The sequence below is a fragment of the Kribbella aluminosa genome (assembly GCF_017876295.1).
Taxonomy (GTDB): domain Bacteria; phylum Actinomycetota; class Actinomycetes; order Propionibacteriales; family Kribbellaceae; genus Kribbella; species Kribbella aluminosa.
Genome location: NZ_JAGINT010000001.1, coordinates 122906 through 148111, shown reverse-complemented (window position 1 = coordinate 148111; position 25206 = coordinate 122906). Strand labels below are relative to the sequence as shown.

Genomic DNA, 25206 nt, shown 5'->3' with positions numbered 1-25206 from the left:
GTGTTCATAGATCTCGGGATTGACCCCGAGCTAGTAGCCGAAGAGGTCCGTGGCCATCTGGATAAGGCAGCAGAGCTGATCCAGAAAGTTGGCGTCCTCCTCGAGGCGGCACGTACGGACGTCGCAACAGTGCAGACGGACCGCTGGGAGCGGTATCTCAGATAGCCCCGCTTGGGAGGCTCGGAGAACACCGAGGCCGGGCGGTGGCCTTTCAGAGCTATCGCCGCGGGCCGACCGCTTGGCGCGCCCGGTGGCTGCTTACTCCGGCTCAGTCACGGCGGACGCCGGCAATGGTTCGCTTGGATAAAGCTCATTCCACAGCCACCCGAGAAACTCGTCATCGATGTCCCAGCCGTCACCGTCGGCCGCAAGACTGATTGCGTCAGTTGTTAAGCCTTGCCGTTCGCCCGTCAGCAGCTGCGACAACTCCGCCTGGAAGGTCTGCAACTCTGTGTCTTCAGGGCGATCCTCCTGCACCCGTCGCTTCAGGGCTGCGAGGTTGTCCGGGTCGGCTTCAGAGTGAAGATGGGTCTGCACCACCGCCAGAAAAGTGGCGAACGGCGCATCGCCGTGCTTCAACCAGTACTCGCCGGTGTCGGCCACGTGGAGCTCCTCGGGCGACGAAGGGACGCTAGACAGACTAGTCAGCCTCGCGATGTACTTCCCAGCGTCGAGCCCGCCAACTCCGAAAGCTCACGCAGATGACCGATGCCGCTCGCGGGATCGGCGGGATCGAGAGCTGCCCGCTGCTCGGCATAGGGCAGGAGTCCGTCGCGCAGCAGAGTCAAGATCTGGACGCGCTGGGCGTCCTCGAACCGATCCACGCCAACCCAACCCAGGTTGTTCTCGTCAATTTCCTTGAGCACCTCGACGGCCGGATCATCGGCAAGCTTCTCGATAAGGTACTCAACCGCCACATTGAAGGCCCAGGAAGGGACAGACCATCTAGTCCCTGCCGTCAGCTCGATCGTTCCAGCCACGTTCCCGATCCTGACATTCCGAACTCAGGTACTCCAAGGCCCCGCGCTGAGGCTATCGATTGGATCGTAAGGCAGAACCTGCCGAATCGGCTACTTCTTGGAGTTGCCCGATACCTCCCGCTCGCCCTGGCAGATCTTCCGGAAGCCGAGTATCCCCATCAGCGACGAGACTCTCGTGGATCATCGTCAAGATCCTGATCCGCAGAGCGGTATCGAGCGTGCCAATATTCAGGAAACCAACATTTTCCTCATCGATCTCACGGAACTCTGCAGCGATCGACTCACCCTCCAATGCGGTCACAAGATAGCTCATCACAAAGTTGAAAACCCATTGCGGGCCGTCCCAGCGCTCACTGCCGCCAAATTCAATCGTTCCGGCCATCGAACCCCACTCAATCCGACTCAGTCACAGTGGAGGTCGGTGCTGGTTCGCTCGGATAAAGATCGCTCCACAGCCATTCGAGAAACTCGGTGTCGGTCTTCCAGTCGTCATACTCCGCCGCTGTCGCAATCGCCAGTGGATGAAGCCCCTCCCGGTCACCCTTCAGCAACCTGGTGAATTCCTCCTTAAAGGCCGCCATACTGGCATCCGCCGGGTCCCCAAGCTTCGCCCGAGCCACCAAGGACTCGTAGTTATCGTAGTAAATCTCGGGATGGTAGTAAATCTCCATAAAATTCAAGAACCTACCGAACGGAACTGAACGATCTTTGAGCCAATACCTCTCGATCAATGGCATCTCTAACTCACCCTCTACTGGTCGACTACTGGCGGTTCAGCCACCGTGACTGGCCAGGTCCAGGCGGCGACGCTCAGGCGTGGCGCCCGGGAACAGGCTCGCCCGGATACAACTCTTGCCACAGCCAGTCCAGGAACTCCTCGTCGGAACTCCAGTCGTCATACTCCGCTGCCGCCTCAATCGCGCCGAGTCGAAGTCCTTCTCGTTCGCCCTGGACCAGGCGGGCCAGTTCCGCCTTGAAGACCGCCATCTTCTCCCCACCTCGCCCAGCCCGCGCCCACTCGACCAGCTCTTCGAAGTTGTCATTTCGAGCTTCGGGATGGTAGTAGGTCTGAATAATTGCAAGGAACGTTGCAAATGGCACGGAGTGGTCATCCAGCCAATATGACTTCACCAATTAACGGCACTCCTTCCAACACCTCCAATATGAGATGCGACTTTCAGGTCGGCTCCGGCATAGGCTCGGCGGGATACAGCTCAGTCTGACTCAGAAACGGCGGACGTCGGTACTGGTTCACTTGGATAGAGCTCATGCCACAGCCACGCGAGAAACTCGTCGTCAGTGTCCCAGTCGTCATACCCAGCCGCTGTCACAATCGCCAGACGATGGATTCCCTCTCGGTTACCTTTCAATAAACTGCCGAGTTCCGACTTGAAGGTAGCCAAACCAACATCGCTCGGATCACTTAATCTCGCTCTAGCAACCAGGGCATCATAGTTGTCGTTGCGAATCTCCGGATGGTAATACTTCTCCATATACCTCAGAAATGTACCAAACGGAACGGATTTATCATCGAGCCAGTACCTATCGATCTGCGGCATTTGCAGCTTCCTCCTACTTATCGACTGATGGCGGTTCGACGAACATGGTGCTGATCTCGTACGCCGTGCCGTTCGACTTGAATCTAACTACTATTTCTCCACCCTCGAACGTTTCGATGGGGATCGCCCTAGGTTCAGCTAAATCGGTAAGGTCTTCGCCGAGCGCGCGTGCCTTCAGCCACTCCTTGCGGACCTTCCGTGCATCTTCGCCTTCGAGTCGATAGCCCGAGCAGTACTTATGCCCCTCATCGCCAAGGAGTTCCGCAATCGGCACCCTTATCGCGTCTGGCGATTCGATCGCCGGGCCAACCGGTGTGGCAAGTGCTTCCTGGATTTCGGGGAGTTTGACCGCCGCAGCGAAGGCGGTGACGAACGCTGTCACGTCGTGAATGCGCGTGGCCTCCACATCGCAATAATGCTTCTGAGTCGGGTTCAGGCCATCAATTCCTGCCTCGCGCTTGGCGATGTCGGTCTGCGCGGGGTCGTTGAGATAGGCGACACGATCGGCGTACATCTGGTCGGTACCCATCGGGCCGTGGCGGATATGGGCATGGCCTGCCCCTTGGTCGATTGCGGCGAAGATTCTTTGCACCGCCGGCGAGGCATCCATGGCCGGTTCGAGCCAAGGGCGCGCTTCCACGTTCTTGTCGATGTACTCGGCCGCGCCTTCGTATTCGAGTAGGAGCCGGACATCGGGGTCCAGCGACTTGATGACCTCGGGATCGAGGTTTTTGCCGGAATCAGGCAGCGGCCCAGGTGGGAGATTGGCCTCGGCCGTGTGCCAGTGCTTGTCATGCTCGGCCAGGCGTTCTGCGGAGCCTGCCCTGGGAAGTTCGGTGGGAGTGCTCTGATCAACGGTCTCGGGCGCATCGGCGACCAAGGTCTCGCTAGGTGAGTTCCCAAGATCTGTGCCCGGCTTCGAGTCATCCGGGCGCCTTGATGCCTCTGTCGACGGCGCCTCTGGCATGCCGTCCTCAGTGACGGGTTCCGGGACATCGCCTGAGCCGGCAAGGTTCGACCCTTCCGGTATCTCTGGCCGATCTGCGACTGCGGCTACGTCCACCGCCTCGACGTCCGCCGGCGGATCATCCTTCGCGTCGCTATTAGCGGCATGCTCATTAACGTCGACGCCGGGCTGCTCCTGTGGCACACGGTCGTCGACCTCAACTGTCCGGACCGCTACCTGATCGTCAGGGACGACTCCGTTCTGAACATCACCACCCGGCTCAGTCTGGTCGTCGGATCCCCTGCCGAGGCGTGTAAATGCCGGGTGCTCGAGCATTTTTGCGCGCAGGTCTGCGGGCAGCCGGTCAGCAGAAGCCGGGAGAGTCGGTGTTGAGTCACCCTCCGGCGATGCCTCACGTCGACCTTGCTGGTTGGCGGCGTCTGCAGCATCATGAGCCGGCCGGGTCGAGGGTTCATCCGGCCGATCTGCCTGAGGCTCGTTCAGGCGCGAGGCAGGTGTGTCCGTGCTTGACTTGGCAGGGGGTGTGGGGCGCTCGTCGATAGTTCGGTCCCCGCGATCGGTGGGTTCCTGCGGCCTAGAGCCGCCGAGGTCTGGCTGGCGATCGACAGCGTCCGGGATGGGCCGCTCGACCGGAACGTCAGAGCTGGATGTCTGGTCCGAAGAGTCGTCCGGTTCGATGGGTTCTGGCCTGCGTGGTCGATCCATAGGGTTATTTCCCCGCGCTTCTCAGCACCCGGCGGACATATCGATGCCACCGTCCAGGCACAGTCATCGTGTGCATTCCCGTGAGCCTGCAACTACTCGGGTGGATTGACGGCGTGATCGACCCAGCCCACCTCAATGTCGCCTTCGGTCATCCCTGAGCTGAGCTCTACGTGTCCGTTGTAGGCCTCGTCGACAGCCCAGATACGTCCACCGGGATCGTCAGGCAGAATTGACCGAACCCACAGCATGACCTCGATCGCCTGTTCATCTGTACCGTCGGTGGCGATGCCGTCGCGGGTGCGGAAGTGGAAGATCTGGAACGCTGGCTCACCCGGCCGATCGATCCGCGCCTCGAGGTCGACAGGGGATTCGTCGCCTGCTGGCGACACGAGCGAGGTGACCTGTGCCCCGAAGCCCTCGACAACTGACACCTCGAAGTGCTCTTTGGTCAGGTCGAACCCGTCCACGTCGGGCGACAGAATGATCATGTTGGGCATCAGTGTTCTTCCTCCGACCAGATCAGTTAGCCGAGCGCCTTCGCGGGGTGCCAACTGGGCAGCAGTTCGTTGTCACGCGGGTATAGCTCGTGATCTTCTCGCAAGAGGTCATCGGTGGCCTGTTCCCCGAAGGGCCGGCCATGGTAGTCGAACTCGGCTTCGATTCGGCTGTCCGGGTCGACGCTGAAACTGGCGTTGTACCAGGTGCCTTTGCCGGGTTGATACATCTCTGCTCGGAGACGGTCGCAGGCGATACGTCCGGCACGCTCAATGGTGCTTGAGGTGTCCGTGGAGCCGTCCTCCATGTCGATCTCAAGGTCTGTGCCGATCATGCCTGCCGCGCCGGTAGCAGAGAGTCGGAGGACTCGCCAACCTGGGGGAGCTGCGCGGAGCATGGCCGCACCGATCTCGGTGAGTCGTTCGCTGCTCTGCTCAAGCACTGGAGTCATCCTTTCGCTTCATTGGAGTGTTTTTGATGTCTCTGGTGTACGACTTTCCATCTATCTTATATACGACGGAGATATATTCAGGTCGCGGGCCTTCATCTGGGTAATCCAGCTCCACGAAAACTTCGACTTCTTTTCCTTGTTGAATGGCTTGGCGCCATTCCCTTTCCATTGTATCGAATTCTGTCTTGTTAACGCGCATCCCTTCCATTGGCGTCAGGTTTACCTTGTGGCCGGGTCCTTGGAAGATGCGCGCAAAAAGATGCCCGGCGTGATCGCCGGGCAGCTTGCCGGCGAGTGTCCGCTGAGCGTAGTTATTCCGCGGGTGATCGAGATCCACCACAGTCAGTGTTGCGGACGCGCTCATGACCCGACGATGCTCGTCAGTGTGGTAAGTGAATTTTTCGTCGACCACGATGGTGCTGTCGGCCGCTGGCTTGTTCAGAGCCCTCCGGTCTGCGCGGTTCGATGTGGACAGCTTGATGGGGCCACCGGGCAGCTCGGCGACCTTCTGGGGATGGTCTCCGTCGTGCGCTGTATGCGAATGATCCGGAGTGTCCGAAGGCATGGCAGGAGCAGATTCCGAATGCGGCGGCGGAACTTCGATCAGCCTGCGAACCGATGGGATCGTAGCGTCGGAGTTTCCGCCGCCGCCCCCCTGAACCCCGGCCGAGGCATCGGCGTCCGACGCCAGCAGCGAAGTCTCCGATTCCTTCGGGCCTTCTGCGACAGTTTTTTCATCGGGGAGCGTCGTGAGCGACTCGCCATCTGGCAGTGCGGCATCGCGACCACCCTGCACCGTCGACTCGGTGTCGACTGCAGCATCGAGCCGATGTCGCTGCTCTTCATCGGCACCAGCTGTTGCAACCGTGTCCGCTTCGTCAACGCTGCGTTGGTCGGCCAGCTCACTGTCGGAGCGTGGTTCTGTGCTCTTCGGGTCGTCTCTGGCTTCGGAGTCCAGGGTCCTGTCCTCGGGCGTAGCCGCCATCTCGTCTGCTTGGTTCGGAGCGTCGGCTACGACCGGCGTCTCCGGACCGGCGCCCGCGGTCTCCTCACTGCCGCTCGCGGAGTCGCCTCCGGCTTGCTCCTCAGGGGAAGAAGATCCGTCATGGATTTCGGTATCGGGAGTCGCCGCGTCGCCGTTCCGCGTCGCTGGCTCGGACCCATCCGCGAGCTCCGGCTCGCCCCCGTCCTGACGTCCCTCAGGATCTACCGCCTGTTCCCTCGGCTCGCGACTACGGACGTCGCCCTCCCGATCGGAGTCAGCATCGTTACCGGACCCCCAGCCGAGGCGCGTAAAGACCGGGCTCTGAAGCATCTTTTCGTGCATGTTCGCAGGCACCCGGTCAGCGGCATCACGAACAGTCGAGGCCGCCTCGCCGGACGTCTTTGGGGTCTCGGTCGCTGCTTCGTCGCGCCGGCGTCGTTGGTCCACGACCTCGGCGGCGTCACCTGCGGGCCGAGTCGAGGGTCGATCCGGCTGGTCTTCTTGAACTTCGTCCAGTCGCGAAGCAGGCGAGTCTTTGTCCGGCCCGGTCGGGGGCCGCCGCTTGCTCCTCGACGGTTCGCTCGGCCGAATCGGCAACACCCTGCTGCAAGTGGGGTTCAGGATCCGGCCTGTTGTCGACGGGGTCCGGGATAGTCCGCTCTACGGGAGCGTCAGGGGTGGGGGCTTGGCCGGAAGGGACGTCCGGTTCGTTGGGTTCGGGTCGGCGTGGTCGGTCCATGGCACTACTCGCCCGCGCTTTCCAGCGTCTGGAAGATATAGCGATGCCAGTGTCCGGGCACGGTCAGTCCGTGCGTCGCCTCGAGGAGTTGTGAGTGCCAATCGGTGGCGGTGGACAGACTGGCGGCTGCACGAACCAGGGTGCCATCACCGAGCAGCAGTGCCGGCGGCACGCTGACGGAGCCGACCTTCATGAAGCTCCAAATCTGCTCCTCGATCGTCGATCCCCACAGCTTCAGCCCTCGCTTGCCCCACTCTTCGGTCAATGGGTGCGGCGCGTCGGCTGGCCCGGAATAGGTTCGCAAGGCGTCGGCAACATCGGCGAACCGGAACGCTCCGGCCTGCCACTCGATCTCTGTCGCCGCACAGCTGAGCTCTTGCTCCCTCACGACACCACGTACGACCTCGGTGAGATGATCGGTCAGCCTGGCCGGTACGACGTGGCCTTCGATCGCCTCCAACCGTCCGGCCACGGCCGAGCCGACTGACTCGCCGATCGCGTGCTGGACCACCTCTGGCGAGACGTCGTCGAACACCCACGGGGATACGGGTATCGGTCTAGGCGCGGCGGCCAAGTGAGCTACTGTCAGCAACTCGACCCACACCACGAATCGCGGGTTCTGCTCAAGAAGCTGGGCAACATCCGCGATCTCGCGAACGGTGGAAAGTCGATCACTGTTGGCTCCTCCACGCGAGCGGGTCCGGCGATCGGCAGCCTTGACTGTCGGTGGTGTAGCGGCTCGTTGCTCGCGTGGTTCGCCGTGCGGGATGCGAACCCGCACGGGGCGGTCCATGCCGTCGGTGAAGACGGCGGCCTGGCCAGGTGGGAGTGAGACGACGGCTCGGGATTGGGGCTCGTCGAGGTTCATCGTGGCGCCGACGGTTTCGCGGTCGTCGGCGGCGGGCAGCCGGTGCAGGATCTTGAGGGCGGAGTTCTTGACGACGTCGGGGATGACCTTGCTGGGGATCTGTTCCGCAACGATGATGCCTTCGCCGTACGCGCGGATCTCGGCGAGCAAGCCGGCAAACATCTCCACTGCGTGACTAGTGGCGCCGTCAGTACTTGCCTTGAGCAAGCGATGCGCCTCTTCGACGACGGTCACGTGGCGCAGGCTGGAAGACGGTCCACGCCGCACGCGAAGGTGTTCGATCAACCGGATCAGGACGACGCCCATGCAGAACGCTTTGTCCTGGTCGTCGCCGACATCTTCGAGTTCGAGTACGACGTTGCGGCTGAGCAGATCAGCAACGTCGAGCGGGTATCCCCCGCCGAGGAACCGGCCAGGCGTCCCGAGGAGCAGTGAGGTCAGGCGGACATCGACGAAGCCGCGGACGTCCGCCGCGAGCTCAGCGCCGTACCCGATGTCGTCAACGACCGCGCGCGCTGTCGTTTGCAGGTCGGCGAGGGACGGGTATTCGGTCCCGCCTCGGCTCAGCGCGAGGTCCCAGCCGTACGACGTGTAGCACCGGTTCAGCGCCTGGCTGAGCACCTGCGGAAACGGCTCGTTCGCCTCGAATGCCGCGAGGAAGAGCGCACGGACAAGGTCGAGGTGCGTCTGCAGCGGGAACCCGGCTTCGGGTTCCAGCGGGTTCAAACTCAGCGGTACGGCGTCAGGGTCGCCGAGCCGAATGACCGCAACACTCGAGTCCGAGCCCAACCGGCCGGCCATCGCCGCGTACTCGGCCTTCGCGGGCTCAATCACCAGCCACGGTATGGATGCGTCAGTGAGCCCTTCGAGCAGATGCCGGATCGTTTGCGACTTACCGGACCCCGTAGCGCCGGCAACGAATGCGTGCCGGTTCAACGTGTCCTGCGAAACCGTCATGCTCCCGACCGCCCGCCCGGCCGCATCAATGACATCGCCCAGCGGGATCCCGTTCGCCGGCGTCTCAGGCGTCAAGTCGAACCGCACCTGTTCGACCACACGAACACCGGCGATCTCACGCACCGGCGGTCGCCCGATCGCAGCAAGCAGCTCCCCCGTCGCCTTGAAGCCCGTCGGATCGGGTGCACTCGCCTCGGCTTCGGCCGCTTCAGAGCGAATCGCAGGCTGTGGAGTCAAGGCGTAGGGGGTGGCGTGCAGGTCGGCCACCCCGGCGAAGGTCTGCGCGACCAGTCTCGCACTGGCTTCATCGGCCCCGCCTGCGAGGATCTGCACGGACCACAGGCCGCCTTGTGCGGCGGAGAAGTCGCGGTAGCGGGCGCGGTTGCGCTCCAGCTCCAGCGCATCCCTTCCTGAGACCTTCTCGCGGTCCAGCCCCATCGTCATCTGCAGATGAAGGTCGTCGAGCAGTTCGGAGCGCTCCCCTGCTCCGACGGGAGCAGCCGTGATCAGCCAGGCGAAGGCCGGCAAAACCTCGGCCAGGTCCTCCAGCGTTCCGGCTGGTTCGACCTCGGCCTCGGGCAGCGCGGTGAGTACGTCGTGCGCGCCGTTCACCTCTACCCAGTAGGGAAAGTTCGCTGAGTCCGCATCGACAGCTCGTGCGCCGACCGGATAGGACACTGAACCCTCCACAGGCTCGATCCCCACCCGGACCTCGATCGGCCCACCTGCCACCGCGCGAGTCCAGCAGCAACTGAACGGCCGCCCAGCCGATGCCAGCATCATCAGCGTCGGCAACAGCCCACGCCGAAGCGCGGTAAGGCGTTGCGCCGCATCCGTATCCGGCCCGCCGGCCAACGGCACCTCGGTGAGGCGCCACTGCGGAATCGCGCTGTTCGAGATCATGAATCCCCCAGCCGCGGATCGCAGTCGCCAAGCCGCGGACTCGCCGGATCGAGCGGGTCCACCATCACGAAGGCAGTCGGCGACAAGCCCTGCAGCACCGTCGGCTCCATCGAGTACTCATACGTGCGCTGATACCCGACCGACGTACTCTCCGTAGAGCCGCTCGACTCCGAACTCGAGATCGCCTCCGACCACGACGTCCCACCAGTGGTCGACGACGAATACTGCTCACCAGACGTCTTGGACCCGGACCGGTGCCGCCGGCTGAACAGCAATCCAAAGGTCGTCTGCCGGCTGTCAGATGTCTGTACGCCGACCGAGTCGCTCGTCGAGGCGCTGTTGCCGCGCGTAGTGCTGTCAGACGTCGAGGTGGACGTGTTCGTCCCGTGCGAGTACGTGAACTGGCTCGCCACCAGCCGATGCTGCCGTCCGATGAAGGTCGCGGCCTGCTCGGCTTCCTTCGCGTTCCCGAGGCGCATGAACAGCACCGCGTCGCCGCCGCCAAGAAGTTCCACGGCGCTGTCGCGCAGATGCGCGAACAGCAGCACGAGCCGGAGCCCGTTGCGCCGGCAGATGCTGTCGAACCGCTCGAGCTCCGGCCTCGCCACAGCATCTGCCCCAGCAATCACGACAATGCGCTCGCCCAGCCCCGACAGCTGACCGCGCTGGATTCGGACCATCGTGATCTGGAACATCAAGTGCCGCAGCAACGAGGCAGACAGCTCTGACTCACGGGGCGAGAGCTCGAATACCCGCAACGAAACCTCGTCGCCGTCCCACCCGTCCATCGGCTCGTCTCCGGTGACGGCAGACAACCGCTGCACGCCAGCAGCCAGCCGGAACAACCGAGCCTCCGCCGTACGCCGGGCAGACTCGCTCAGCAAATCGGCCAGCTTCATGTACTCCGGACGCGTCAGCTCACCCCGCTGGTCCGGCGTCAGCTGCCGCAGCAGCACCTGAAACGCCAAGTGCAGCCTCGTGAACGTAACCGGACCGTCGGTCAAGCACTCAACAATCTGCTGGACCAAGCTCGCATCGACACCGCGCGACTCGTTCTGCTCGGGCTCTGCCCCGCGCAGCCCTTCAGCGATCACCACACCGATCTCGTCCGGGCTCAGACCGGTCAGCGGATTCAGAGCCTTCGTTTCGTTCGGTACGACGGCCGACCGGATCGGTGCGCCGTATTCGCCGGCCATGCGGCGCAGCGGCTCAACGACGGCATCCTGGGTGAGGTCGAGCACGACGAGCCGCCCGCCCGCACTCATCAGCGAGCTGCCCATCGCGAGCAACGCAGCACGCCAGCCGGCGGCAGTCCCGCCGTACAGGTCGACGCGCTCCTTGGTCACCGGGCCGACCGGCACCCACGGACGCACGGCACTGACCTGCAGCGCCTTCGTCTGCTCCCGGTCGCTCAGCTCCTGCTGCCAAACCTGTACGTCGCGCTCGAACCCGGCCATCGTGGTGACACAGTCGGCCAGCCACCGCTGATGCTCCTTGACCGCAGCCCGGCGCAGCATCTCCGGACGGCCCCATCGCAACCAACCGAGGCCCACTGCCATCACGGCAGGCACCAGGGCCAGCAACGGATCGACGGCGACGTAGACCACAGCGGTTGCGGCAGCAACCCCCGTCGTCGCCCAGGTCAGGACGGGACTCACCCGGGCTGCAGAAGCACGCTTGGTCTCCAACGTCGCGAGCGTCGACGGGGGCGGTACGGCGGGGACTGGTGGGTCTTGCTGCTCGACGACCACAACCTCTTGCCCGCGGTACTCCCAGCCCCACTGCTCGGCCTCACGAGTCGCAACGATCGGTTCAGCCATGTGACGCCCCGTTGAGCCGCTCCAGCACCACACCACGCGCCAGGTCGGCGAGGATCGCCTCGGCCTCAGCCACGGTTGCCGTCGCGCGGCTGACTGTGGTGTCCCATTCCGTGTCGTCTGCGACGGTGAACCGCCGGCGGCATCCGGCACAGTGCGTCGCGGACGGGTCGGACCACGAGGCACAGTATGAGCAGCGGCGCGCCTGCAGCAGTCGCTCCGCTGTGGATAGTCGCCGACGCTCCATTAGCGCGCGCTGCCAGCGGGCTTGTGCCTGCGGCAGGTACTCGACCATCTGCTGCTCGGTGAAATTCATGCCGCGCCCGGCCAGGACAGCCGCCGTCAGCCTGGCTGCGGCATCCCGGTGGACCGCGGTCGCCTTCCCGATCGGGCCGACCGTCACCAGCAGGGGGAACCAGCCGAGTGTCTGCAGCCGCAGGGCCGCGCGGCCCCGATTCCAGCGTAGGGACATGCTGGAGCTGTCGTCGGGATCGATTGTCCAGCCGGCTGGGCCTAACGCGCTCTCAAACAAGGCTCGCTGCGGAGAGTCCAAGGCGGCATGCGGTAAAAGCAGGTGGGTGTGCTGCCGACCTTCGAGCCCGGCCCGCGTGCCAGCCACCGCATCCTCCCGAGAACGTGCGGTCTCCCCAGTGGGCCGCGCAAGGTAACTGTAGTTACTGAACGTGCCCAGCGCACCACGAAGCTGGCATCAGACTCCGTTGCTGCGAACCCGAGGCCGTTGTGGGTGACCTCGCCCGTGGGAGACGATGGGTTCAGTCTGGAAGCGGCCCGCCTCCGTGATGGGTTGGTGGAATCATCGTGACCGGACGATGAATGCCCCGTCTGAGGCAGGTGTGAAGCACAGGCACTCCCTTCACTTTGCGCCTTCCGGCCGGGGCATTCGCTTTCCCGAGACCTCGCGTTCAGGGGCCAGCTGGCGCAGCCGCTGGCGCCGGATGCCGACCAGTCGGACGGCGCAAGGCCGTTTGTCAGTACCGCCCATCGAGGGCCGGCGTTGCACAAGCGCACAAGCGCTGCACTGCATTCATGCTCTAGGTCCGCACTGTGACGAACCATCCGCCCGGAGCGGCTGCCAGATCTGCCTCGACCGCGCCTAGGCCGGGCCTGTCCGCGTCGTACCACTCCTGGATGACGGCCCTCAGCTTCGCGGCTGCGGGCGAATCTTCGCGGTTGGCGAGGAACTGCCCCTCGGCTGTCAGCACCGCGGCACTGTCCCAGCGGCTGAAGCCAATCGCGGTAATCCAGTACGGCTCTCCTGTACCGAACGCCGTCAGATCCGACGCCATCGCATCCTCACGGCCGACGCAGTAGGCGCGGAAATCCCGCCAGCGCGCGGCCTGCTCTGGCTCAGAGTCACTGAAGCTGACCTCCTGAGAAAAGTCGGCGTGCTGGAGCATGGCGAGCGTGTCAGACGGATCGGGCTTGGGCGTCTTGTCGCGCCAAGCGACCGACACCCAGCACGGCGAGTCGTCTTCGGTGCGCGCATCGACATAGAACTGCGGGATCCCGAGGTTCGTGTTGATCTCGGATCCCATGTCGACATAAACCGCCGCCCCGAGCTTTGGTCCGACCGGCTCAGCTTGGTCGTTGACCGTGACCGTGACATGTCCGACTGTTCGCGCCACGCGCGCGATGTAGACGGGCGTCGAGATGCTGCCGCCGGGAACGCACTGCGCGACCCACGCGGCGGGGATGTGCGTTGGAGTCGCCCACCCGACCACTACGTCATAGGGGCCGTGCTCTTCCGAGCCCAGGTGCCCGTCAGCGGTGACCAGCTTGATGTTTGATACGCCCCGTTCGGCGTGCAACTTGCCCGCCCGATCGGTCAGCCTCGGGTTGATGTCGATCGAAACGACGTATCCATCTCGTCCAACGATCTCTGCTAGAAGTGCGCCGCTGTAGCCGGTCCCAGTCCCGATCTCCATGACCCGCATTCCGCGCTGCACCGCCGCCCTGGCCAGGTCCCTCTCGATGGCCGCCTGAACCGTCGAATGTGGGACCGAGCCGAGCTCGGGGTGGTCTGTGTAGTGCTGCCGGGGCACGGCCTGGACAGCGGCCTCGATCAGGTCGGACACGAGGTTCCCCTTCGACACAGAAAGTTCAGATTTGGATGTTGACGTGGAATCGCCGGGATGAGCTACCCACCTCGCCGAGAGTCCGGCAATCGGTCTCGATTGAGGCAACCGGATGCAGCAGCGATCAGGCCCTCGGTCGAGAGCGATCCCAGCCGACGTGTCCGGACGGTAGAACCACATTGACTCAGAGGGCAAAAACTTGGCCCCTGTCAGCCGAAGCTGCACAGGGGCCAGGTGCCACCGCTGGGTGATCGCTTAGCTCGTTACCTTCCCGATCTTCCTCCTCAGCCAGCTGCGCCAGGTCCTCGCCACCGATTTCGGTAGCGGTCTGCCGTCGTGGAGCCCGCACTCGGGGCAACCTAGGTCAGCGAGCACAGCCTCGAGCCAAGCCGCTGGATCGAGGCTGTCGACGATCAGGTCGGGGACACCGGCGCTGTGCCTGTCATTCCAGCGCAGATGGCCGCCAAGCGGGTGCGCGCAGTTTGCCGGCGAGCCGTGCCAAGGGGAACGCTCGTCCTGCCAGCTCCCATCTTTGAACTTCTCGATGTGAGCGCCGCAGTCCACGCACTCGTACCAGGCCATTTGGCCTCGCAGATACTTCGCGTCCCATGGCTTCCCGCAGCGCGCGCAAGAGACCTCAGCCATTCCATACTCCCTTCAACCGCCGCCCGGGTGATGGCCAGACGGCTGCTGCCTGAGCGACAGCGGGCCAAGCACCGACACAAAGGCCGGCGCCTCACCCTCAGTCCTCAAACCTGAGGCGAGCAAGCAGGAGTAGCAGCACTGATTGGCAGAAACGAAGACCCCGCCGACAGAGCGCCATGCTCAATCGGCGGGGTCCCCGCGGTGCACGATTGTCGTTCCAGGTCAGCAGGAATCTGCCTGGCTGCGCATCCCGACGGTGGTTGCCGCTGAGGGCCCCGTGCGGCATAGGCTCTGGCCCGGCATCCGATGACCACGGTGTGGATCAGGATGTGGTTCCGGCCAAGCCGTCATCGTGCGGAGGCAACGTTTCGGGGCCGGTGGTGGCATACGGATGTGCGAGGTGGTCGGCCATGCCGTCGCGGTCGACGATCAGCACCCGCCAGGGCGCCGGGATGCCACTTTGCTGACGGGTATGGCGGTACAGCTCGGCGCTGACCAGAGACACCGCGTCGCTGGTCGCCTGGGCGGCGCTGTCGTATCCGGTCTGCAGGGTGACAGTGGCAGTGATGCCGCCTTCGTCGCCGATCAGCGTCACTTGGTCATTCGGATCGGCAGCCGCCCGGTGCAGGATCGTCGCAACCGTGGCCCTGGGGATTGTGTATTGCAGTTCGGCGTACTTGTGGACGAGATTGGTCAAGCGGCGCTCCTCTACTCGGCAGGCTCAGTGCGCTGCGCGCGTTGGGCGTCGACCGCGGCTCGGTCCTGCCTGGTGGCGTCATCGACGCTGACCAGCCAGGTCAGCGGTACCGAGGTCAGCATCTGGGCCGGGTGAACCGGGTCACGCAGGATCGCGAGTTTCTGGCGTGTGTTGGGGGTGGTTGCCACGCCAACCCAGCGCGCCGTGATGCGATTGACGCGGTGCCGCAGTCGGGCTTCGTGGTCGAGCCAGCCCGGACGGCGCAGTGCAACGGAGACGAGATCATCGTGGCGCGTTGCGGCCGTCGCCTGAGCTTGCGCGATGCTGACGCGGTGGCCCGCTCTCATACTGGCGATTGAGCTACCCATCGCTGGTTTCCTTGCCCGCCGGTACGCCGTAGACCGAGGCTGCCGCGGCTGGATCATCGCGAGTCAGTTGGTCGCCGGCCAGGTAGGTAAGCTTCTGCACGCGTGGGCTCCAACGGTTCTCGGTGAGCAGATACCGGTGACCCGTGACAATCAGGTAGCCGGCGGTTTCCAGCGCCGGGTGCATCGGGGTCCACACCCCAGTCACGAATAGGGGCGTGGTCCACCCGATGCCCCAGACGTAATCGCCTGGATTCAGGTCCGACACCACAACGGGCTGACTCATCTATCCATCGCCTCGTTCCCGGATCTGTCGATGACCGTCGGTTCCATCAGGCTGCACTGTCAGACTCTCCGGCGACCCCGCCGCTGCCCAAGCGCACAAGGTGGCGAGGTTGACCGCGGCGATGTCGGTCGAGACCATCACCGCGCCGGTGAAGTGATCGCGGACCACGCGAGAGAAGATCACGTGCTGTTCGAGTGGTTGCTTCAGGGTGCACTGGACCCCGCGGGGCCAGTGGCCGTGGGCGGTGAACGCGCGTCCCTCGACTCTGGCGTCGAGGTAGCTCTCGGCGGCGTGCTGCCAGTCGGTGCTTCCCAGGTTCTCGTCGGTGAACTGTGTGAACTCGGAGCAATCCGTAATGAGCTGCATCGAGTGCTGCCTCCAATGGACTAATGCCACCGATCGCGGCTGCCGATCGGTGGCCAGGTGTGTTGGGCAAGGGTGGGTTCGCTGGCTCACCGGGGCGAGTGCTCGCGGCGGTCAGTTGTAGAGCGGGGCTCCAGGACGCTTCGGTATCGGCGGGTTCAGCGAAGATGGTTTTGACGCGTCGATGCAAAGCCGGCAGGGGTTGTGCTCAAGCGATCCGGTCGGTACCTGCAAGCTCGTCCCAGCTGACCGTGTGCGCTGTGATGTCCAGGTCGTGATCCGCGGGGACCGGCTGGTTGACTTCGCCCCATTCGCGCCAATGCGCGAGCCTGGCCTCTACTTGGGCCTCGTCGATCCTGGAATCTCCGTAATGGCCGGCCAGGCGATCCGGCACCTCCGCGTCCTCGACGGCATGGGCGGTCAGTAACAGGCCGGCGAACTCCGGCTCGCCCAACGCACACAGCAGGTCGGCTAGCGTTGTTGCCTCAGAACACAGCATCCGCGGCGCGAGGTCGTCGACCATCGCGTGCGTGGCCCAGGCAGCACGGAAGCCTTGCGCAGCACGCAAGACTCGGCCGCGACGCAGGAAGTGCCACGTCTTCACTAGCAGTGGTTCGGGCATGCGGCGGCACCTCTCGATTCAGTTTCGATGATGGGCTCCTCATAGGGGCGGCGATGGATCCGGGATTCGTTCAGAAGGTGCTGTCTAGCCCGGCCTAGAGGCGGACCGTCTTCGGAGCCAGATCAGACCCATCGATATGTGTCGGCGCCGGAGTTGCCGGGGACGGGAACGCCCTCCCTGCAGCAAGGCCCGGAGGTGGTTCCCGTCCACAGATGGTTGCTCTGCGCACCGGATGTGATCAGCCGAAGGGGAGTTCGGAGCCAATCGGCGAGCTCTGGGCCCCGACAAGGGCCTTGGCCTGTGCCGGCACAGCTGCGCGGGCGGCCAGATTGGTCTGCTCAGCGGCGGCAACTCGCTCAGCCAGGCGGGCCTGGGTGACCTGGAGCGAATCGAGGAAGGTGACCTTCTCGACAACGACTTTCAGGTCGTAGATGTTCTCGCCGTTGCGCACGTAGGAGTCCATGCGCAAGGTCGTGCTCAACGCGACCTTGTCTCCCTGATGAATCTTGGCGAAGGGAGTCTCCTCGAAGGTCGTCTCCTTGCGCACGAACGCCTCGACCGAGATCGCGTCCGACAGTGCCTCGCCCTGGGCGTTCTTGTAGTCGCGGTCCGCGAAGACCGTGAAGACGACCTTCTGCGAGCCGTCGCTGTTGCTGAATCGCATCGGGTCACGGGCCAGACGGCCGACGAGGGTTCCGTGGTTGACCGGGTTCGACATGATGTCTCCTTGGTGAGTTGGCTGGATGGCAGAGCAGGTACGGCGATGGAGTTGCTGCTCTGATTGCCGAGGCGGCTTGCCGCCGGTTTCTGAGTTGGGTCGTGGAATGCCTCGAAAGGGCTTGCCGTTCAAGGCGACTCGTCACGATTCGGTAGTCATCTCGACGCCCGAATCGGCTTCGCCGATCGAGTGGAGGCCTTCCGTTTCGAGTCGCGGATCAGCCATGCTGATCGATCTCGCAGGCTTCGCTGTAGCCGTGCGTCGCTGGCACTACCGGGACCCGTTGAGCACACGTCGTAGGCAGCACGGCTGTCGTGATGGGCCCGGGGAGACCGCGGAGATGCAGAATGAGAACGGCTGCCCGCGAGATCTTGCAGATCAGCTCTTTAGGCGGGTGCGAATCTCCAGCTGAAGCGCTTCGAGTTCGCTGTCGTCGGCGCCCGGGGCCGCAGGTTGCTTAAGGGCCGCAAAGAACGAAATCAGGTTCTGGGTCCTCAGTTCCACGTGGATCTTTTCCTGAATGCGCCGCTGCTCGTCGGCAAGCTTCGCGAGTTGTTTCTGCGCTACGGCGATGTCGATCTCGATCTCGCTCGGATCGTTTGCGGGCATGGGGCAGTCCTCCTGTGAACGCCGTAGGCCTACTCCCGTTGAGGTGTCATGCACCAGACGCCGGGCTAGGTGGTTGAGTGGCGACAAGCAGACCGCCGAGGCCGAGATCAGCCAGACCAGGTGTGCTGTCCAGATGAAGCCCGGATCAACTCCGTTGATCCCTGCTCGTGTCCTGCAGCTCGTGATCCTCTGCTGAAGCCGTGTTTTGTCTCTGCCTCTCGGATGCCTTGCTGGCTCTCCTGATGTGAACGGGCTTGTCCTCCTCCGCAGCTACGCTGAGCAGCCTTCCTTCGGGAGAAGTCGCAAGCGCAGGGCCCGTGACGAGAACGACCCGATCTTGTGCTCGCCAACGATCTCGGCCAGGCCTGCGTCGATGAGGCTCTGTGCGACGCCCTCGCCTTCGTCGCTGTCCTTGATGAAAACCTCGTCGTCGGTTTCTCGCGAGATGCCGTAGGCATCGAGCGAGATGCTCAGGTACTCCTCGGGCTCGCCGTCGCCGGTGTCCAGTACGAGTAGCCCGGTTGCCGGGTCGTGGAGCACTGTGCCGACGAATTCGACCAGGCCTCCGGAGAAGCGGATCGGTACCTCATTGCCGATGGTGGTCATGGTTGGCTCGGGCGTGGTCATTGGGGTCTCCTTGGTGGGCTTGGGTGGGTCGTTCGGGAGCACGCGCAGAGGGCGGCACTGCGTCACACTTCTGGGGCGACCTCTGGGCCGTCTGGTCGTTCCGGAGCGAGCAGCGGTCGGATCGACCATCGCCTCCTTCCATGGCTCCTTGCTGGAGGTGGGGCCGAATGCCTCCTCCACGGCTAGATCGCACCCGGTACGGGACAGAACACGCTCCCTGCTGCGAGGTGCGGCGCTGCCTCACCGAGGACCTGAATGCGGCTCAGCTCTGGATTGAGCCAGATCTGGTTGTCCAGGCGCGGGTCGTCTGTGTGGACGTCTGCCTCGTACTCGTGCATCACCCGACGTGCTAACACCTCATCCTTGGCAATTACCACCATGCTGACGAACGGTGCGTCGTTGTCTACCGCTGTGCCGTGATAGATCCGCATTTGTGGTTCCTCTCTGCGCACAGGGGTGGACGAAGGGTCGTCTGGCTGCGGTTGTGCTTGCGTCGCGTTCCTCGAGACGGGGCGGCCGTTCGCATGGCCTGGGGCTGGGCATCCTGCGGCGGGGACGCGGGCCGAGGCGGCGGTCAACGCCTAGCGATCTGTGTCGCTCGGAGGCGCCGTTCCGCTGCGGGTCGCGGAGGCGGTCGGAGTCGTGGTCGGCTCGACGGTGGTGGTTGCCGTTGCTGTCGGGGACGGCGTCGGTGTGCCGGTCGGCTCCGGAGTACTCTCGCGGTCAGCCACGCAGCCGTATCGGGCGCCGTACCCTTCGGGCCATACCCCAACTGTGTAATAGCCGGGATAGCTTGGATAGGTGCGGTAGTCGCGGCCGTAGTAGTTCACGATGACCGGCTGAGGTGCGAGCGGCATGTTCTTCCGGTACGGCTGCGACCAGTTTCGCCCGCCGGTGTTGTAGCCGCCCCAGGTGGTGGGCTTGGTCGACGTGCGCCAGTACGGGTTCGTTGTCGTCTTTTTGCTGCTGCCCGGTTTCGAGCCAGAGGCCTTCATCGGCCGGTCTTGCACCTTCGACGAGGTGCGCTGGGATCCCGGCCTCGGCGGGCTCGGCTTCGACGGGCTACCTGCGATGGCGGCACAGGCCTGCTGATCGTCGCTGCAGGCCACCAGGGCACCGGCGCCGATCAGGACGACGGCGAGGATTCGTGCGATGTTACGGAAGATCACGGCTCTCCTGTCTTGGTGGCTACCACGCAGGGCACCACGGGGATGGTGTTGCAGGTGTGCGCCTTAAGCACGTCATCGAGAAGTCGTTGTCAGCGAGCTGGCTTGTCTCGCCGCCGGACCGATAGCCGTCACTCATTGCGCGGGGCCGGCCGCAGCGAGAATGACGATCTCGTCGGGTTCGTAGACGCAGCTTTCGTCGTCGCCGACGCGTGTGCGCACGCTCAGTTCGGAAGCGAATGGATTGGGCTCCCGCACGACGACTTCGACCACCTCGGCGATCGCGAGCTGAGGCAGCCCGTCGTCGTTGCAAATCGGCACGATCACCTGGTCTCCGCTGCGGCCGGGGGCGCCGAGCTTGTCGGTGAAAGTAGCGGTACTCATGACGGCGTCCCACTTCCATCGGATTGCCCAGCCGTGCTTTTGCACGTGGTCATCGCTGGGGACGGTTTCGGACTGGCCAGGACGCCGGCGAGGTCGATCCTGCGGCCGCGCGCGATCTCGGCGGCTGATACGACGATGCGATAGCCGCCAGCCGGATAGCTCGGATGGTCGGACGAGACCACAGCACAGCTCCACGCGCCGCTGTTGCGCTTGCGCGGCAACGGCTCCTTGTCAAGGCGACCAGGACGCGAGTCCGGCCGGTAGTCGAGGGGTACGACGACGACACGGTGCGGCTGCGTGGTGCGCGGCGGCTTCCAGGGCAGCTCGACCAGCAAGTCTTGGGGCCAGTCAGCAAGGGTGATCGGCAGCGTGGACAGGTAGTGGTTGGTCGAGCCCTCGGGGGACTGGGCGAGTCGCGCCTGCTCCTGTCCCTCGGTCTCGAGGTAGCCGATGTGTTCGAGGAATGACATGGTGATCGGTGCTCCCGCTTCGGGACGTGGGTGGGCGAGTACGTGGATCAGGCCTGCGCGTACTCCACTGCGTAGACGGGCACGTTGGCGCACAGGGCGTCGAAGGTTGTCGGGAATCGTGACCAGTCGGTGTTCTCGTCGATGGCGATGTCCACCCGGTCCCGGTAGGCGATGACGTAGGCGGCTGCCTGGCGGTCGACGTATGTGGCGCTCTCGCCTTTGAACGGGATCTGGTACCAGGTTCCGCCGTCGGAGCTCACCGGAAGGTTCAGGGTGATCAGTCCGGCGTCGATTCGGGTCATGGTCTTTGTGGGCATGGCAGGTGGTCCTCAATGTCGTGTCGATGGATGAGACCTGCAGTGGTCGTTGGAGGTCCTGCGCACGCGTAGTGCTGCGGGTTCCGGCGCCCGGACTCAACCGGGCGCCCTGCAACCAACCAGGTTTCTTCTTCGCTGAGATCCCGGATCGACTCTGTCGATCTCACGAGCCCAAGCCGACCCGTAGCCACAATGAACCATTAGATAGACATTACATGAGTATCTAAATGGCTTAGTATGATGTATTAATAAAGGACGTGGATGCTCACCGGGGAGGTTCGGCATGTCGGCAGTCGTCAACCAGGATCGCCGGGAGCGCGCGGTCGTGCGCCTCCATCCAGACGTCAAGCAGCGGGCGGAGTATTGGGCCCAGCGCCGCGGCTACACGTCGGTCAACGAGTACATGGCCGAGGCTGTCGACGAGAAGATCCGGCGCGAGAACCTGGACTACGACCTGCCGACTCTTGAGATCGCCCGGCTCAATCAGCTGGTCGACGAGGTCAAGGCTTTGTCGACGAACAGCGCGAACCTCGAGCGGGTTGTCACACAGGGCTTCGACTCCCTCATCGGCCTCACTCGAGGCGACAACTATCTGCTCGATGCCGAGGACGGGGAGTTGTGATCATGGGTGGCGGCAGTTTTCAGGACCTGCTCGATGACGCGAAGGCCAACGACTCGATGGAGGTCGACACGTCCTTCCTCGACGAGTTCCGGCGGACCGGCGCGGGAACCCCTCCGCCGGCCGAGGGAGCCGCATACGACGAGCCGACCTTCGACGTTGCCGAACCACCGATTGAAGATGCCACTCATGTTGGGCAGGCAGCCGGCCCCCCGGCGTCCGAGCCGGTGCCCGACAAACCCACCCCCGAGAGAGCGGCGCACGATGGGCTTGAGGCAGTGGGTGCGGGCAGTCCGACGAACCACGGCGGTAGCCCGCGCCGCAGCAGCTCGTCGGGCAGCGGCGGTACATCGGCGCCCCTACCGGACCCACAGCAACCAGCCGCGACGTCTCCCCGATCGGATGGCACAGATACGAGTGGTCCAAGGCCGGAGATCAGAGCACCTCAGGAGCTCGATGCGGTACTGGACGCCGAGGACGAGCGGAACCTCGATAACCTGGCCGAGTCCGCGGTGTCAGCGCACCGCAAGACCGACCAGCAGGACGCGATCCAGGCAGCAACCGGAACAAGGGGCGGCGGCAGCGGTACTGCCGAATCCCTGCCGGAGTCAGGTTTCCGGATCATCGGCCTGGCGAGCCAGCCCATGGTGCGGAACCTGCCTCGCGCGCTCGTGGATGCGCTGCGCCTGCAGCTTCACTCCGCGGCCATACGCGAGCGACGTGTCAGCGACAAGGTGGCCGAGGCGTTCAGCCGGCGGCTGAGCCAGGGTGCTCTGGTGACGGCTTTCTTGCTGGCCCAGCTGGACGTGCGCATGGAGACGGACCCGGCGACACAGGTGGCCGTCGAGCTGTTCCGCTCACAGGACCCATTGCTCGGTTCGATAGCCGGGCGCATCGATACCCTCGAGCAACTGGAGCACGAGCGCACCGCCCAGCTGGAGCGTCTGCACGCGATGGCGACAGCCATTCAGCGGACCAGCGCTGTCATCGAGCAATCGGTGGCGTACTCGATCGCCGATCGCACGGTGAACTTCTTGCGCGGTTCGCACAACATCCATGACGCGCCGATCACACATCAGGACGCGATCTATATTCGCGACAGAGCCCGGGATGAGACGCGGAAGCGCAGCAAGTTCGAGGACGACCGGGACGGAAGGCCGATCCGGTGAGCACGTAGCCGCGGCCGACCTCCAGCACGAGATCAGCGTCCAGCGCCAGGAAGGCCCAATCGCAGTAGTTGCGACCGATCCACGTCCTCACCGCATCACTCGACCCATTCAGATAGTCATTCAATAGACTATTGAATGACTATCAGGATAGGCTGCTCGGTGTCCGCGATGGAGACATCTGAGGTGGAGTCGATATGACTGTGGGGATCCTGACCGAGAAGCCGTCGGCCGCGCGCCACTTCGCGGCGGCACTGGGAGGCAAGAGCGGCAGTTACAACGGCGAGCGGTTCGTCATCGCCCACGCACGTGGGCACCTGTATGAGTTCGTCGACCCGCACCAGATGGTGTCCGATCCCGCTCTGGCAGGCAGGTATCACCGGTGGGACCTGGCGAATCTTCCCTGGGATCCGCGCGACCTCACCTGGGATCTGGAGGTCATCAAGGGCGTTGCCAAGGTGGCGCAGGAGGTGAAGCAGACGCTGGCCGGCTGCGACGAGATCGTGATAGCGACCGATGTGGACCCGACGGGTGAGGGCGGCATGATTGCCGTGAATGCGTTCCTTGAGCTGGGTCTGCGGCCGAAGTCGTGGTCGCGCATGTATTTCACCGACGAGGCACCGGCGTCGCTGCAGAAGGCGTTCTCGTCGCGTAAGACGATCGCTTCGCTGCAGCACTTCGACGAGTATGCCAAGGCGATCTACCGCTCTAAGTTCGACTTCCTGTCGATGCAGTGGACCCGTTGCGCGACCAGCATCGCGCGCTCCCGCGGCCGGGACACGGTGCTGCGGCAGGGCCGGCTGAAGTCCGCGATGGTCAAGTTGGTCGGGGACCAGCTGAAGGCGTACAGCGACTACGTCAAGCAGCCGTTCTTCCAGAACCGCTTCCGCGACGAGAACGACGTCATGTACACGAACCCGAACGAGCCGCGATTCGGGCAGAAGGCTCAGGTACCGCAGCGGTACGCGGCATCGCCGGTCGTGCTCGACGCCACGGTGACGAAGCAGACCGCGCCGCCGCGGCTGCTCGACCTCGCGGCGCTGTCGTCGATGCTGGTCGGCAAGGGCGTGAAGGCCAAACTCGTCCTCGAGACGTACCAGAAGATGTACGAGGCACAGGTCGTCAGTTACCCGCGCACCGAGGACAAGACGATCACGCCGGAGCAGTTCAACGAGCTCGCGCCACTCGCCGACAACATCGCCGCGGTCGCGGGTGTCGACATTGCTCTTTTGACGCACCGCAAGCCACGCCGAACGCACGTCAAACCTCAAGGCGCGCACGGTGCGAACCGGCCGGGACCGAAGGTGCCTGCGTCGCTGGACGACGTCGCGCAACGGTTCGGCCAGACCGGCCGCCTCATCTACGAGACCCTGGCCAAGAATTACCTGGCCATGCTGGCCGAGGACTACGTCTACGAGCAGCAGAAGGGCCACGTACGGCGCTACGCGGAGTTCGTCGGGATCGCGAACGTGCCCAAGAGCGCAGGCTGGAAGGCTGTGTTCGACCCGGACTCCGGTGACGATCCTGCAGACAACTCCGCTACGGCAGACCCGGTGGCGACTGAGACCAGCAAGGGACTAGGCCGCAACGCCGAGCCGTTCGTCTTCGAAGGCGCGAACAAGCGCCCCGAGCACCCGAGCATGAAGTGGCTCATGAAGCAGCTCGAGAAGCGCGACGTCGGCACAGGCGCAACGCGGACCTCGACCTACAGCGAGGTGACTTCTACGAGCGTGAAGTACCCACTGCTCGTGGAGCGAAGCCGCAAGCTCACCCTCGCCGACGCGGGCCAGCTGAGCTGGCTGCTGCTGCCCGGCACGCGGATCGGCAGCCTGGATCTCACAGAGAAGATCTATGCCGACATGCGCGACATCGCCGCCGGATCCGCGACCGCCGAGGAACGCCTCGCCGTCGTCGCGGACTGGGTGCGCGAGGACATCGCGCAGATGGAGAAGAACGCCGCGGCAATCGAGGCAAAACTCGGTCCGCAAGGCACCGCAGTCACGCACAAGGAGCGTGCGGCTGGTACCTGGGCGAAGACCGGCCAGTCAGTGACATTTGCCCGTGCGTGGGGTGGCCACCGGTTCAGCGACCAGGAAGTACAGCAGTTGCTGGCCGCCGAGACAATCGAGTTCCAGGCCAGGAGCCGGCAGGGCAAGACCTACGACGTGTTCGGCGAGCTGGCCGAACAGACGTTCAAAGGCAACAAGTTTGTCGGCTTCAGCAAGCTCGGCCTCGGCCGCCGCGACGCCAGCGGCGCTGCCCAGCCACCCAAGGAGTGGTGCTCCCACGTGTTCACACCCGCCGAGCTCAAACAGCTCGCGGCCGGTGGATCGGTCGAGTCCGGCGACTTCCTCAGCAAGCAGGGCAACGCCTTCCAGTGCAAGGTCTGGTTCAAGGAAGACAAGCCCGGCGAAGGCAAGAAGATCGTCCCCGACTTCGACACCTCGCTCCCGCCGACGAGTTGGTGCCAGCACGTCTTCACCGACGACGAGCGCACCGCGCTGGCCAGCGGAACGAGCATCCATGTGAAGGGCCTGACCTCGGCCAGAGGCAGGAAGTTCGACGCGGACCTCACCTGGAAGAACGAGGACGGCAGGAAAAAGATCGTGCCGGCCTTCGCATGAACTCCG

The 25206-nt window shown here is 64.1% G+C and carries 30 protein-coding genes; 4 read left to right on the top strand and 26 right to left on the bottom strand.

From position 1 onward, the window contains the following. Positions 1-258: 258 nt before the first annotated feature. From JOF29_RS00805 to JOF29_RS00695, 23 genes are all read right to left on the bottom strand, one after another. A complete protein-coding gene (locus tag JOF29_RS00805; RefSeq protein WP_209692306.1) occupies positions 259-603 on the bottom strand; it encodes a hypothetical protein in 345 nt (114 codons plus the stop codon). 41 nt (positions 604-644) lie between these two features. Beyond that, positions 645-980 (bottom strand): hypothetical protein, encoded by a 336-nt coding sequence (locus JOF29_RS00800; RefSeq protein WP_209692305.1) that lies wholly within the window; start codon positions 978-980, stop codon positions 645-647. A 52-nt stretch (positions 981-1032) separates the two neighbouring features. Then, on the bottom strand, positions 1033-1362 hold the full coding sequence (locus tag JOF29_RS00795; protein WP_209692304.1) for a hypothetical protein: 330 nt from the start codon (positions 1360-1362) through the stop codon (positions 1033-1035). A 10-nt stretch (positions 1363-1372) separates the two neighbouring features. After that, a complete protein-coding gene (locus JOF29_RS00790) occupies positions 1373-1717 on the bottom strand; it encodes a hypothetical protein (RefSeq protein WP_209692303.1) in 345 nt (114 codons plus the stop codon). Between the two features lie 73 nt (positions 1718-1790). Then, positions 1791-2111: a hypothetical protein gene (locus JOF29_RS00785; protein WP_209692302.1), complete on the bottom strand. Its 321-nt coding sequence runs from the start codon at positions 2109-2111 to the stop codon at positions 1791-1793. An 83-nt stretch (positions 2112-2194) separates the two neighbouring features. After that, complete coding sequence (locus JOF29_RS00780; RefSeq protein WP_209692301.1) at positions 2195-2539, bottom strand: hypothetical protein; 345 nt, start codon at positions 2537-2539, stop codon at positions 2195-2197. 13 nt (positions 2540-2552) lie between these two features. Continuing rightward, entirely contained in the window at positions 2553-3689 is a 1137-nt protein-coding gene (locus JOF29_RS00775) for a hypothetical protein (RefSeq protein WP_209692300.1), read from the bottom strand. Between the two features lie 614 nt (positions 3690-4303). Then, entirely contained in the window at positions 4304-4708 is a 405-nt protein-coding gene (locus JOF29_RS00770; protein WP_209692299.1) for a hypothetical protein, read from the bottom strand. Positions 4709-4734: 26 nt separating this feature from the next. Then, positions 4735-5148: a hypothetical protein gene (locus JOF29_RS00765; RefSeq protein WP_209692298.1), complete on the bottom strand. Its 414-nt coding sequence runs from the start codon at positions 5146-5148 to the stop codon at positions 4735-4737. Beyond that, positions 5141-6484, bottom strand: coding sequence for a DNA/RNA non-specific endonuclease (locus JOF29_RS00760; RefSeq protein ID WP_209692297.1), 1344 nt, complete (start codon positions 6482-6484; stop codon positions 5141-5143). Before JOF29_RS00760 ends, JOF29_RS00765 begins: the two co-directional genes overlap by 8 nt. Positions 6485-6885: 401 nt before the next feature. Continuing rightward, entirely contained in the window at positions 6886-9609 is a 2724-nt protein-coding gene (locus tag JOF29_RS00755; RefSeq protein ID WP_209692296.1) for an ATP-binding protein, read from the bottom strand. After that, a complete protein-coding gene (locus JOF29_RS00750) occupies positions 9606-11429 on the bottom strand; it encodes a hypothetical protein (RefSeq protein WP_209692295.1) in 1824 nt (607 codons plus the stop codon). Before JOF29_RS00750 ends, JOF29_RS00755 begins: the two co-directional genes overlap by 4 nt. Then, positions 11422-11898: a hypothetical protein gene (locus JOF29_RS00745; protein WP_209692294.1), complete on the bottom strand. Its 477-nt coding sequence runs from the start codon at positions 11896-11898 to the stop codon at positions 11422-11424. The genes JOF29_RS00750 and JOF29_RS00745 overlap by 8 nt, the downstream gene beginning before the upstream one ends. Positions 11899-12478: 580 nt before the next feature. Continuing rightward, on the bottom strand, positions 12479-13522 hold the full coding sequence (locus tag JOF29_RS00740) for a protein-L-isoaspartate O-methyltransferase family protein (RefSeq protein WP_209692293.1): 1044 nt from the start codon (positions 13520-13522) through the stop codon (positions 12479-12481). A gap of 967 nt (positions 13523-14489) precedes the next feature. Further along, entirely contained in the window at positions 14490-14864 is a 375-nt protein-coding gene (locus JOF29_RS00735) for a hypothetical protein (RefSeq protein ID WP_209692292.1), read from the bottom strand. An 11-nt stretch (positions 14865-14875) separates the two neighbouring features. Further along, entirely contained in the window at positions 14876-15232 is a 357-nt protein-coding gene (locus tag JOF29_RS00730; RefSeq protein WP_209692291.1) for a hypothetical protein, read from the bottom strand. Beyond that, positions 15225-15515, bottom strand: a complete 291-nt coding sequence (locus JOF29_RS00725) for a hypothetical protein (protein WP_209692290.1) — start codon at positions 15513-15515, stop codon at positions 15225-15227. The genes JOF29_RS00730 and JOF29_RS00725 overlap by 8 nt, the downstream gene beginning before the upstream one ends. Next, the gene (locus JOF29_RS00720) at positions 15516-15881 is read right to left on the bottom strand and encodes a hypothetical protein (RefSeq protein WP_209692289.1); all 366 of its coding nucleotides are present in this window, start codon (positions 15879-15881) and stop codon (positions 15516-15518) included. It abuts the gene before it with no gap. Between the two features lie 205 nt (positions 15882-16086). Further along, positions 16087-16500: a hypothetical protein gene (locus tag JOF29_RS00715; protein ID WP_209692288.1), complete on the bottom strand. Its 414-nt coding sequence runs from the start codon at positions 16498-16500 to the stop codon at positions 16087-16089. Between the two features lie 238 nt (positions 16501-16738). Beyond that, complete coding sequence (locus JOF29_RS00710) at positions 16739-17218, bottom strand: single-stranded DNA-binding protein (protein WP_209692287.1); 480 nt, start codon at positions 17216-17218, stop codon at positions 16739-16741. A 378-nt stretch (positions 17219-17596) separates the two neighbouring features. Further along, positions 17597-17827: a hypothetical protein gene (locus JOF29_RS00705; protein ID WP_209692286.1), complete on the bottom strand. Its 231-nt coding sequence runs from the start codon at positions 17825-17827 to the stop codon at positions 17597-17599. Between the two features lie 270 nt (positions 17828-18097). Then, positions 18098-18454 (bottom strand): hypothetical protein, encoded by a 357-nt coding sequence (locus tag JOF29_RS00700; RefSeq protein ID WP_209692285.1) that lies wholly within the window; start codon positions 18452-18454, stop codon positions 18098-18100. Between the two features lie 182 nt (positions 18455-18636). Further along, positions 18637-18885 (bottom strand): hypothetical protein, encoded by a 249-nt coding sequence (locus JOF29_RS00695; RefSeq protein ID WP_209692284.1) that lies wholly within the window; start codon positions 18883-18885, stop codon positions 18637-18639. Between the two features lie 490 nt (positions 18886-19375). Here JOF29_RS00695 and JOF29_RS00690 point away from each other — a divergent pair, with 490 nt between their 5' ends. After that, on the top strand, positions 19376-19546 hold the full coding sequence (locus tag JOF29_RS00690) for a hypothetical protein (RefSeq protein WP_209692283.1): 171 nt from the start codon (positions 19376-19378) through the stop codon (positions 19544-19546). A 209-nt stretch (positions 19547-19755) separates the two neighbouring features. Here JOF29_RS00690 and JOF29_RS00685 read toward each other — a convergent pair whose 3' ends face one another. The 3 genes from JOF29_RS00685 to JOF29_RS00675 are packed head-to-tail and all read right to left on the bottom strand — an operon-like array spanning position 19756 to position 20791. Then, entirely contained in the window at positions 19756-20004 is a 249-nt protein-coding gene (locus JOF29_RS00685) for a hypothetical protein (protein WP_209692282.1), read from the bottom strand. Then, on the bottom strand, positions 20001-20474 hold the full coding sequence (locus tag JOF29_RS00680; RefSeq protein ID WP_209692281.1) for a hypothetical protein: 474 nt from the start codon (positions 20472-20474) through the stop codon (positions 20001-20003). The genes JOF29_RS00685 and JOF29_RS00680 overlap by 4 nt, the downstream gene beginning before the upstream one ends. Positions 20475-20521: 47 nt before the next feature. Next, positions 20522-20791 carry a hypothetical protein gene (locus tag JOF29_RS00675; protein WP_209692280.1) on the bottom strand — a complete coding sequence of 90 codons (270 nt, stop codon included), beginning with the start codon at positions 20789-20791 and terminating at the stop codon, positions 20522-20524. 283 nt (positions 20792-21074) lie between these two features. Between JOF29_RS00675 and JOF29_RS00670 the strand changes: the two genes are divergently transcribed. From JOF29_RS00670 to JOF29_RS00660, 3 genes are all read left to right on the top strand, one after another. After that, a complete protein-coding gene (locus JOF29_RS00670) occupies positions 21075-21413 on the top strand; it encodes a hypothetical protein (RefSeq protein WP_020385236.1) in 339 nt (112 codons plus the stop codon). Continuing rightward, the gene (locus tag JOF29_RS00665; protein WP_209692279.1) at positions 21410-22579 is read left to right on the top strand and encodes a hypothetical protein; all 1170 of its coding nucleotides are present in this window, start codon (positions 21410-21412) and stop codon (positions 22577-22579) included. Before JOF29_RS00670 ends, JOF29_RS00665 begins: the two co-directional genes overlap by 4 nt. Before the next feature lie 194 nt (positions 22580-22773). Further along, complete coding sequence (locus JOF29_RS00660; RefSeq protein ID WP_209692278.1) at positions 22774-25200, top strand: DNA topoisomerase; 2427 nt, start codon at positions 22774-22776, stop codon at positions 25198-25200. Positions 25201-25206: the final 6 nt, after the last annotated feature.